Below are 6,497 nucleotides of genomic sequence, written 5' to 3'. Positions count from 1 at the left end.
CCGATCGGGCCGCCGATGGCGCCGACTGCAGCGCCGGCCACGGCCCCGCCGGTGGCGCCGGCGCCGACGCCGACCGGGTGCGCACCGGGTTCGTCGGTGATGGGATCACGGTTCATGTCGCGTTCTTCAGCAGCCATTGAATGCTCCTTGTTGTGGGTGGTCGAATGTGTCGATCTTGAGCCGCCGACCGATGCCGCGCGTAGTCGAAATGGCGATAGCGCTTGTAGGAAACCGCGCTCGCCTGGCTGCCAACGTGCAATGGCTGAGCGCGCCCACAGTCGCTCACAGCACCGTCCTACAGCTGGCGGCGCGCTGGTGGCCCACCCTTGGGGACCGGGCCAACCCATGAAATATTCACTGCGCAAGACACCGTCCCACCTGAACCTCACGTACAAGTACGGAGAGACCGGCGGTGGGCTGCTGGGACGCAACCTCGTGCTCGAGGTGGAAGGCACCGTGCTCACGCTGGAAGTCGACCTGTCGGCCAACCTGCTGGCGCGCAACAAGAGCTCGCCCTGGTACCTCGACGCGGTGAGCCTCTCGTCGAACTACCACAAGCTCAAGTCGCTGGTGTGCCCGGACAATCTCGTGCGCACGCGGCTGATCCGGACCTGGGAAGGCATCGAGCAGCCGCGCATGCGCATGCGGCTGGTGCTGGCCCCGCGCGGGCGCTACCTCTACGAAGTGGCGCCGCACTCGCTGTTCATTGGCGGCATCCAGCTGGACATCGAGGCCTTCCTCGAGGAAGAGTCCGAAACCACCCCACACGCCGACCCCGCCACCCTGGCGGATGACGACACGACAGGAACCCCGCACCATGATGTCAATTGAGTCTTTTCCGCGCTGCCGCACCGGCTTCGCCCGCACCCTGGCCGCCATCGGCGCGGCCTGCCTGCTGGCGTTCGGGACGGCCGCGGTTCACGCCGACGCCGGCAGCCTGCGGGCCAAGCACGGGGAGCTGCGAGAGCGGCTGAGCAACAACCCGTACCAGCGGGCCTTGCACATCGACTCGACCGAGGCGTCCAACTCGCTGCAGGGCGACGTCTACGCCGTGCTGGATCATCCGTTCGAGAAGGTGCGCGATGCGCTCAAGGAGCCGGGTGCCTGGTGCGACGTGATGCTGCTGCCGTTCAACACGAAATACTGCCGGGCGTCGGAAGGCGGTGGCGGACAGCAGCTGGCGGTGCGGATCGGCCGCAAGTTCAACCAGCCGGTGGAGCAGGCTTTCAAGATCGACTTCCAGTTCCGCAACGCGGCCGCCACCGCTGATTACCTGGAGACGCGCGTGACGGCGCCCGAGGGTCCGGTGGGCACGCGCGACTACCGCATCCGCGTCGAGGCTGTCCCCCTGCCGGGCGGCAAGACTTTCATGCACCTGAGCTATGCCTATGGTTACGGCACGGCCAGCCGGCTGGCGATGTCGGCCTACCTGGCGACCGCCGGCGCCGACAAGATCGGTTTCAGCCAGACCAGGGACGCCAACGGCCAGCTGCAATACATCGACGGCATGCGCGGCGCCATCGAGCGCAACGCGATGCGCTACTACCTGGCCATCGACGCTTACCTCGATGCGCTCGACACGCCGGCCAGCCAGCAGGTGGAAAAGCGCATCCAGCAGTGGTTCACGGAGTCCGAGCGCTACCCGCGCCAGCTGCGCGAGATGGACCGGACCACCTACGTCACGATGAAGCGGGCCGAGTACGAGCGACAGCAGACCGCGGCGCTGAACTGACCATGCCGCCATCCCCGCGCAGGCGGGAATGACGAGGCTCAGCGAATGCCGGCAGCCGCGCGCAGGGTGGCGGCCCTGTCGGTCCGCTCCCAGGTGAACTCCGGCTCTTCGCGGCCGAAGTGGCCGTAGGCCGCGGTCTTTTCGTAGATCGGGCGCAGCAGGTCCAGCATCTGGATGATGCCCCTGGGCCGCAGGTCGAAGTGCTCGTTGATCAGCTCGGCGATCTTGTGGTCCGGGATCACGCCCGTGCCTTCGGTGTAGACCGTCACGTTCATCGGCTTGGCCACGCCGATCGCGTAGGCGACCTGGATCTGGCACTGGCGCGCCAGGCCGGCGGCCACGATGTTCTTGGCCACGTAGCGCGCCGCGTAAGCCGCCGAGCGGTCGACCTTGGACGGGTCCTTGCCCGAGAACGCGCCGCCGCCGTGCGGGCAGGCGCCGCCGTAGGTGTCGACGATGATCTTGCGGCCGGTCAGGCCGCAGTCGCCCTGCGGGCCGCCGACGACGAAGCGGCCGGTCGGGTTGATCAGGTAGCGGGTTTCCTTGAGCCACTCCTTGGGCAGCACCGGCTTGATGATCTCCTCGATGATGGCTTCGTTGAAGCTGGCCTTCATCTTGGTGGCCGACTCGCTCTGGCTCGGGTCGTGCTGGGTCGACAGCACCACGGTGTCGATGCTGTGCGGCTTGCCGTCGACGTAGCGCATGGTCACCTGGCTCTTGGCGTCCGGGCGCAGGAACGGCAGCCGGCCGTCCTTGCGCAGTTGGGCCTGGCGCTCCACCAGCCGGTGGGCGTAGTAGATCGGCGCGGGCATCAGCACCGGCGTCTCGTCGCAGGCGTAGCCGAACATCAGGCCCTGGTCGCCGGCGCCGATGTTCAGGTGGTCGTCCGACGCGTGGTCCACGCCCTGGGCGATGTCGTTGGACTGCTTGTCGTAGCAGACCATCACCGCGCAGCCGTTGTAGTCGATGCCGTACTCGGTGTTGTCGTAGCCGATGCGCTTGATGGTGTCGCGCGCCACCTGGATGTAGTCCACGTGGGCGTTGGTCGTGATCTCGCCGGCCAGCACCACCAACCCGGTGTTGCACAGCGTCTCGGCGGCCACGCGGCTGCGCGGGTCCTGCGCGAAGATCGCGTCGAGGATCGCGTCGGAGACCTGGTCGGCCACCTTGTCCGGGTGACCCTCGGACACCGATTCGGAAGTAAAGAGAAAGTCGTTCGCCATGTGAATACACTCCGTCGTCATTGCAAAGGCGCGTTGCCTTTTGCCGGAGCGGGGGCGAACGCTTTAGCAGCATTGTTTAACGTCGCCCTGCAAGTAGTTCCAATTAACTCGGCGACCGCTCAATTCTAACCGGTGTGAAACTTCTGTTCCAGTCCCTTTCGGGGTGGCCCTTGCCCCTGCTGCACGCGCTGGGCGGGGCTGTCGGCTGGCTGGCCTGGCTGCTCTCGCCCAGCTACCGCCGTCGCTTTTTGGCCAACGCGGCGCTGGCCGGACTGCGGTTCGCGCAGGTGCGGCGCGCCGTGGCCGAGTCCGGTCGGCTGGTCGCCGAAGTGCCGCGGCTGTGGTTCGGCGCCATGCCGCCGGTGCAGTGGGAAGGCGGCGAGCTGGTCGACGCCGCCCGGGCGCGCGGCCGCGGCGTGGTCTTCATGACGCCGCACCTGGGCTGCTTCGAAGTCACGGCGCAGGCCTATGCGCAGCGCTTCGGCCCGATCACCGTGTTGTACCGGCCGGCGCGCAAACCCTGGCTGCGCGAGCTGGTGGCCACCGCCCGCAACCGACCCGACCTGGCGACGGCGCCGACCACCCTGGCCGGGGTGCGCCAGATGCTGCGCGTGCTGCGCGCCGGCGGCGCCATCGGCCTGCTGCCGGACCAGGTGCCGCCGCAAGGCATGGGGGTCTGGGCACCGTTTTTCGGCCAGCCGGCCTACACCATGACCTTGCCGGCGCGGCTGGTGCAGCAGACCGGCGCCGTGCCGCTGCTGATCTGGGGCGAGCGGCTGGGCCGCGGGCGCGGCTACCGGGTGCGGGTGCTGCCGTTCGAAGGCACGCTGGAGGCGCCGCCCGAGGCCGCCGCCGCCGTCATCAACGGCCAGATGGAGCGGCTGGTGCGCGCCTGTCCGGCGCAGTACCTGTGGGGCTATGCCCGCTACAAGCAGCCGCGGCGGGAGGCCGGGCCATGATCAGCCGCGCCGGCATCGCCTTCATGCGCCTGCTCGCCCGGCTGCCGCTGGCCTGGGTGCGGACGCTGGGGCTGGCGCTCGGCGTGTTCCTGTACTGGACGATCTGGCCGCGCCGCCACGTGGTGGACGCCAACTTGCGCACCTGCTATCCGCAGTGGACCGGCGCCCGGCGCCGGCGTGTCACGCGCGACGTCTTCATCCACGTGGCCAGGGCCTGGCTGGACCGTGGCTGGCTCTGGCATGGGCAGACGGACGCCATTCGAGGCCGGCTGGTGCTGGCCGGCGCGCTGGACGAACTGGCCGGCGACGCGCCGACGCTGGTGTTCGCGCCGCACTTCGTTGGCATGGACGCCGGCTGGACGGCCCTGACGCAGCAGGTGGCGCGCCGCTTCGTCGGCATCTACACCAGGCAGAGCAACGCGGTGCTCGACGCCTGGATCCTGGAAGGGCGGCACCGCTTCGGCCAGTCGCGCCCGTTCGGCCGCGAGCAGGGCGTGCGCGGGCTGGTCAGCGCGCTGCGCAACGGCGAGGTGATGTACCTGCTGCCGGACATGAACTTCGGCCCGGAAGAGTCGATCTTCGTGCCGTTCTACGGCGTGCCGGCGGCGACGGTGCCGTCGCTGTCGCGCTTTGCCAGGTTGGGCCGGGCCAAGGTGGTGCCGGTGGTCACGCGGATGACGCCGGCCGGCTACGAGGTGCGGGTGCTGCCGTCCTGGGCGGATTTTCCGACCGACGACAGCCAGGCCGATACCGCCTTGATGAATCTGCGGCTGCAGGAGTGGATCGATGCCATGCCCGAGCAGTACTACTGGGTGCACAAGCGGTTCAAGACGCGCCCGGCGGGGGCGCCGTCGGTTTATTGAGCCAGAAACGCCGCCAGCCGCTGCGCGATGAACTGCGGCCGCTCATGAATGATCCAGTGCGTCGCCCCCGGCACCTTCTCCAGGGTCAGGTCAGGCACGAACTCCTCCAGGCCATCGACCAGTTCCGGCGGCAAGGCGACGTCGTCCATCGCCCACAGCACCAGGGTCGGCACGTCCACCGTGACCGCTTCGCGCGGCAGGGTGACGCCGGCCGCCCCCGGGTCCTCCGGCCGCGGCGGGCGCAACGGCGAGGCCCGGTAATAGTTCAGGCCCCCGGTCAGGCTGGCGTCCCACACGGCGCGGTAGCGCGCCTTGAGCTGCTCGGTCAGCCACGGCGCGCCACCCCAGCTGGTGAAGAAGGCGAACAGGCGCCGGTAGCCGTCTTGCCGCAGCAGCGCCTCGGCGTCGGGCCGGACCAGGAAATTCATGTACGCGCTGGCTTGCTGCTGGCGCGGATTGGACTGCAGCTCGCGCAGGAAGGTGGCCGGGTGCGGCGAATTGACGATGGCCAGCTTGCGCGCCAGCTCGGGCCGCTGGTTGGCCAGGCTCCAGGCGACGGCGCCGCCCCAGTCATGCGCCACCAGGCAGGCCAGCGGCCCACCTTCGACCGCGACCAGCGCCGCGATGTCCTGGACCAGGTGCCTGGCGCGGTAGGCTTTGACGTCGGCCGGTTGGGACGAGGCTTCGAACCCGCGCAGGTTGGGCGCGACGCAGCGGTAGCCGCCGTGCTCGGGCCGCGCGAAGTGCTCCAGCAGTTCGTCCCAGATGAAGGCGGCTTCGGGAAAACCGTGCAGGAACATCAGCACCGGGCGGCCGCGCTCCCCCGCCGCCCGGCAGCTCAAGGTGACGCCGTGGGGAAGGGGCTGCTGCCAGGCCTGGATCATTCGCCCTCGGGCGCGTCCTGCAGGTGCGGCTCGCGCGAATCTTCCGGCGGCTGCTCCGGATGGGCCCAGTCGTACAGCACCATCGCGGTCTCCTCGATGCCTATGCGCTTGAGGGCCGAAAACAGCCTGAGCTCGCCGCCGGCGGTCTGCAGCCGGGCGATCGACATGGCCTTGTTCTGCTCTTCGCGGTTCAGCTTGTCGGCCTTGGTCAGCAACACCAGCAGCTTCAGGCCCTGCGCCACGCGCGGGCGGATCACGTCCAACAGGATGTCGTCGAGCTCGGTCAGGCCGTGCCGCGGGTCGCACAGCATCACCACGCCGCGCAGGTTTTCGCGGGTGACCAGGTAATTGGCCATCACCTGCTGCCAGCGCTCCTTGTCGGCCTTGGGCACGGCCGCATAGCCGTAGCCGGGCAGGTCGGCCAGCATGGCGTCGGTCTCGCCCTGCTTGCCCAGGGCGAACAGGTTGATGGCCTGGGTGCGGCCCGGCGTCTTGGAAGCGAAGGCCAGCCGCTTGGTCTGCGCCAGGGTGTTGATGCAGGTCGACTTGCCGGCGTTGGAGCGGCCGACGAAGGCGATTTCAGGGACCGTCAGGTCGGGCAGGTGCTCCAGCCGCGGCGCCGTGGTGAGGAAGCGGGCGGTGTGAAGCCAGCCCATGGCCCGGGTGGCGGGCGAGGTGGCGGGGGCGCGTTGGCCCGGAGCGGTGGTCATGGTCTGGAGAAGTGGACGGAAGCCGTCATTGTAGAATCTCACGGTTTTGCGCCAATCAAACCCCATACCGTGATCAAGTCGCCTGCCTCCTTGTTGCTGGCCGTCGTGCTGGCTGCCTCCGCGCTT

General features: G+C 68.9%; 7 protein-coding genes. 4 read left to right on the top strand and 3 right to left on the bottom strand.

What is annotated here, in order from left to right; all coding sequences use genetic code 11:
• The first annotated feature begins 345 nt into the window (after positions 1-345).
• The gene (locus JWP65_RS00400; RefSeq protein ID WP_299759282.1) at positions 346-831 is read left to right on the top strand and encodes a hypothetical protein; all 486 of its coding nucleotides are present in this window, start codon (positions 346-348) and stop codon (positions 829-831) included.
• Positions 818-1,732 carry a hypothetical protein gene (locus tag JWP65_RS00395; RefSeq protein WP_299759280.1) on the top strand — a complete coding sequence of 305 codons (915 nt, stop codon included), beginning with the start codon at positions 818-820 and terminating at the stop codon, positions 1,730-1,732. The genes JWP65_RS00400 and JWP65_RS00395 overlap by 14 nt, the downstream gene beginning before the upstream one ends.
• A 38-nt stretch (positions 1,733-1,770) precedes the next feature.
• Here the strand turns inward: JWP65_RS00395 and metK are convergent, their stop codons facing one another.
• Positions 1,771-2,955 carry a methionine adenosyltransferase gene (gene metK, locus JWP65_RS00390; RefSeq protein ID WP_299759278.1) on the bottom strand — a complete coding sequence of 395 codons (1,185 nt, stop codon included), beginning with the start codon at positions 2,953-2,955 and terminating at the stop codon, positions 1,771-1,773.
• 134 nt (positions 2,956-3,089) lie between these two features.
• Here metK and JWP65_RS00385 point away from each other — a divergent pair, with 134 nt between their 5' ends.
• Together JWP65_RS00385 and JWP65_RS00380 are read left to right on the top strand one after the other, a co-directional pair.
• A complete protein-coding gene (locus JWP65_RS00385; protein ID WP_299759276.1) occupies positions 3,090-3,914 on the top strand; it encodes a lysophospholipid acyltransferase family protein in 825 nt (274 codons plus the stop codon).
• The gene (locus tag JWP65_RS00380) at positions 3,911-4,777 is read left to right on the top strand and encodes a lipid A biosynthesis acyltransferase (RefSeq protein WP_299759274.1); all 867 of its coding nucleotides are present in this window, start codon (positions 3,911-3,913) and stop codon (positions 4,775-4,777) included. Before JWP65_RS00385 ends, JWP65_RS00380 begins: the two co-directional genes overlap by 4 nt.
• Here the strand turns inward: JWP65_RS00380 and JWP65_RS00375 are convergent.
• Positions 4,771-5,661 carry an alpha/beta fold hydrolase gene (locus tag JWP65_RS00375; protein ID WP_299759272.1) on the bottom strand — a complete coding sequence of 297 codons (891 nt, stop codon included), beginning with the start codon at positions 5,659-5,661 and terminating at the stop codon, positions 4,771-4,773. The genes JWP65_RS00380 and JWP65_RS00375 overlap by 7 nt on opposite strands.
• Entirely contained in the window at positions 5,658-6,371 is a 714-nt protein-coding gene (yihA, locus tag JWP65_RS00370) for a ribosome biogenesis GTP-binding protein YihA/YsxC (RefSeq protein WP_299759270.1), read from the bottom strand. The genes JWP65_RS00375 and yihA overlap by 4 nt, the downstream gene beginning before the upstream one ends.
• Positions 6,372-6,497: the final 126 nt, after the last annotated feature.

Source organism: Ramlibacter sp., from assembly GCF_028292805.1.
Classification (GTDB): domain Bacteria; phylum Pseudomonadota; class Gammaproteobacteria; order Burkholderiales; family Burkholderiaceae_C; genus Ramlibacter.
The sequence above is the reverse complement of the archived record's forward strand: the minus strand, read 5'-3'. Positions and strand labels throughout refer to the sequence as shown.

Excerpts from the sequence above, each read along its gene's own strand:
- JWP65_RS00375 (WP_299759272.1), bottom strand. The coding sequence starts at position 5,661 with ATGATCCAGGCCTGGCAGCAGCCCCTTCCCCACGGCGTCACCTTGAGC.
- JWP65_RS00380 (WP_299759274.1), top strand. The coding sequence starts at position 3,911 with ATGATCAGCCGCGCCGGCATCGCCTTCATGCGCCTGCTCGCCCGGCTG.
- yihA (WP_299759270.1), bottom strand. The coding sequence starts at position 6,371 with ATGACCACCGCTCCGGGCCAACGCGCCCCCGCCACCTCGCCCGCCACC.
- JWP65_RS00400 (WP_299759282.1), top strand. The coding sequence starts at position 346 with ATGAAATATTCACTGCGCAAGACACCGTCCCACCTGAACCTCACGTAC.
- metK (WP_299759278.1), bottom strand. The coding sequence starts at position 2,955 with ATGGCGAACGACTTTCTCTTTACTTCCGAATCGGTGTCCGAGGGTCAC.
- JWP65_RS00395 (WP_299759280.1), top strand. The coding sequence starts at position 818 with ATGATGTCAATTGAGTCTTTTCCGCGCTGCCGCACCGGCTTCGCCCGC.